This window comes from Paraburkholderia sp. J69-1, from assembly GCF_905220255.1.
In the GTDB taxonomy this organism is placed as follows: Bacteria; Pseudomonadota; Gammaproteobacteria; order Burkholderiales; family Burkholderiaceae; genus Paraburkholderia.
Genome location: NZ_CAJMZG010000059.1, coordinates 1 through 2,884, shown reverse-complemented (window position 1 = coordinate 2,884; position 2,884 = coordinate 1). Strand labels below are relative to the sequence as shown.

1 rRNA gene is annotated in these 2,884 nt (G+C 52.5%); it reads right to left on the bottom strand.

Annotated elements, in window-relative coordinates:
• Positions 1-2,749, bottom strand: a 23S ribosomal RNA gene (locus tag U5A67_RS40310); the annotation flags it as partial.
• Positions 2,750-2,884: the final 135 nt, after the last annotated feature.

The window sequence follows — 2,884 nt, the reverse complement described above, 5'->3', positions numbered from 1 at the left end:
AGGCGAGTTTCCCGCTTAGATGCTTTCAGCGGTTATCTCTTCCGAACATAGCTACCCGGCGATGCCACTGGCGTGACAACCGGTACACCAGAGGTTCGTCCACTCCGGTCCTCTCGTACTAGGAGCAGGTCCCTTCAAATATCCAGCGCCCACGGCAGATAGGGACCAAACTGTCTCACGACGTTTTAAACCCAGCTCACGTACCTCTTTAAATGGCGAACAGCCATACCCTTGGGACCGGCTACAGCCCCAGGATGAGATGAGCCGACATCGAGGTGCCAAACACCGCCGTCGATATGAACTCTTGGGCGGTATCAGCCTGTTATCCCCAGAGTACCTTTTATCCGTTGAGCGATGGCCCTTCCATACAGAACCACCGGATCACTATGACCTGCTTTCGCACCTGCTCGACTTGTCAGTCTCGCAGTCAAGCACGCTTATGCCATTGCACTATCAGCACGATTTCCGACCGTACCTAGCGTACCTTCGTACTCCTCCGTTACCCTTTGGGAGGAGACCGCCCCAGTCAAACTGCCTACCATGCACTGTCCCCGATCCGGATCACGGACCAAGGTTAGAACCTCAAACAGATCAGGGTGGTATTTCAAGGACGGCTCCATGCAGACTAGCGTCCACACTTCACAGCCTCCCACCTATCCTACACAAACCGGTTCAAAGTCCAATGCAAAGCTACAGTAAAGGTTCATGGGGTCTTTCCGTCTAGCCGCGGGGAGATTGCATCATCACAAACACTTCAACTTCGCTGAGTCTCGGGAGGAGACAGTGTGGCCATCGTTACGCCATTCGTGCAGGTCGGAACTTACCCGACAAGGAATTTCGCTACCTTAGGACCGTTATAGTTACGGCCGCCGTTTACCGGGACTTCAATCAAGAGCTTGCACCCCATCATTTAATCTTCCGGCACCGGGCAGGCGTCACACCCTATACGTCCACTTTCGTGTTTGCAGAGTGCTGTGTTTTTATTAAACAGTCGCAGCCACCAGTTTATTGCAACCCCTTCACCCTCAGAGCGCAGGCTCTTCAAGCTACAAGGGCGTACCTTATCCCGAAGTTACGGTACCAATTTGCCGAGTTCCTTCTCCCGAGTTCTCTCAAGCGCCTTAGAATACTCATCTCGCCCACCTGTGTCGGTTTGCGGTACGGTCACTGTTGAACTGAAGCTTAGAGGCTTTTCTTGGAACCACTTCCAGTTGCTTCTTCACCTAAGTGAATGGCCTCACACCCTTGAATTCCGCGCCCGGATTTGCCAAAGCGCCTTCTCCAATGCAAGGACCGGGACTTCCAACACCCGGACAACCTTCCGCGATCCGTCCCCCCATCGCATTCAACAATGGTGCAGGAATATTGACCTGCTTCCCATCAGCTACGCATTTCTGCCTCGCCTTAGGGGCCGACTCACCCTACGCCGATGAACGTTGCGTAGGAAACCTTGGGCTTACGGCGAGGGGGCCTTTCACCCCCTTTATCGCTACTCATGTCAGCATTCGCACTTCTGATACCTCCAGCACACTTTTCAATGCACCTTCGCAGGCTTACAGAACGCTCTCCTACCATGCATATAAATATGCATCCGCAGCTTCGGTATATAGCTTAGCCCCGTTACATCTTCCGCGCAGGACGACTCGATCAGTGAGCTATTACGCTTTCTTTAAAGGGTGGCTGCTTCTAAGCCAACCTCCTGACTGTTTTAGCCTTCCCACTTCGTTTCCCACTTAGCTATATTTGGGGACCTTAGCTGGCGGTCTGGGTTGTTTCCCTCTTGACACCGGACGTTAGCACCCGATGTCTGTCTCCCGTGATTGCACTCTTCGGTATTCGGAGTTTGCTATGGCGACGTAATCCGCAATGGACCCATCAACCATGACAGTGCTCTACCCCCGAAGGTGATACACGAGGCACTACCTAAATAGTTTTCGGAGAGAACCAGCTATTTCCAGGTTTGTTTAGCCTTTCACCCCTATCCACAGCTCATCCCCTAACTTTTCAACGTTAGTGGGTTCGGTCCTCCAGCACGTGTTACCGTGCCTTCAACCTGGCCATGGATAGATCACCTGGTTTCGGGTCTACACCCAGCGACTGGACGCCCTGTTCGGACTCGCTTTCGCTACGCCTGCCCTATTCGGTTAAGCTTGCCACTGAATGTAAGTCGCTGACCCATTATACAAAAGGTACGCCGTCACCCCTTGCGAGGCTCCGACTGTTTGTATGCATGCGGTTTCAGGATCTATTTCACTCCCCTCCCGGGGTTCTTTTCGCCTTTCCCTCACGGTACTGGTTCACTATCGGTCGATCACGAGTATTTAGCCTTGGAGGATGGTCCCCCCATCTTCAGACAGGATTTCACGTGTCCCGCCCTACTTGTCGCATACCTAGTTCTTCCTCGCTGTTTTCGCCTACGGGGCTATCACCCACTATGGCCGCACTTTCCAGAGCGTTTGGCTAACAACGAAGATAAAGAATGCAGGCTGGTCCCATTTCGCTCGCCACTACTCTGGGAATCTCGGTTGATTTCTTTTCCTGCGGCTACTTAGATGTTTCAGTTCGCCGCGTTCGCTTCACATGACCTATGTATTCAGTCATGGATACTCCATACGGAGTGGGTTTCCCCATTCGGATATCGGTGGATCAAAGCTTGTTTGCCAGCTCCCCACCGCTTTTCGCAGGCTACCGCGTCCTTCATCGCCTGTGATCGCCAAGGCATCCACCACATGCACTTGTTCGCTTGACCCTATAACGGGTGTGTCTCTGTCGTGTTGCCACGCCGAGTCACTCGTTACAGGTTGAGTATTCGTGTTGCGCCGTATTTCAAGGCAATCTTTCGATCACTTAAAAATACATTGATACAATCACAACCCTGATTCAC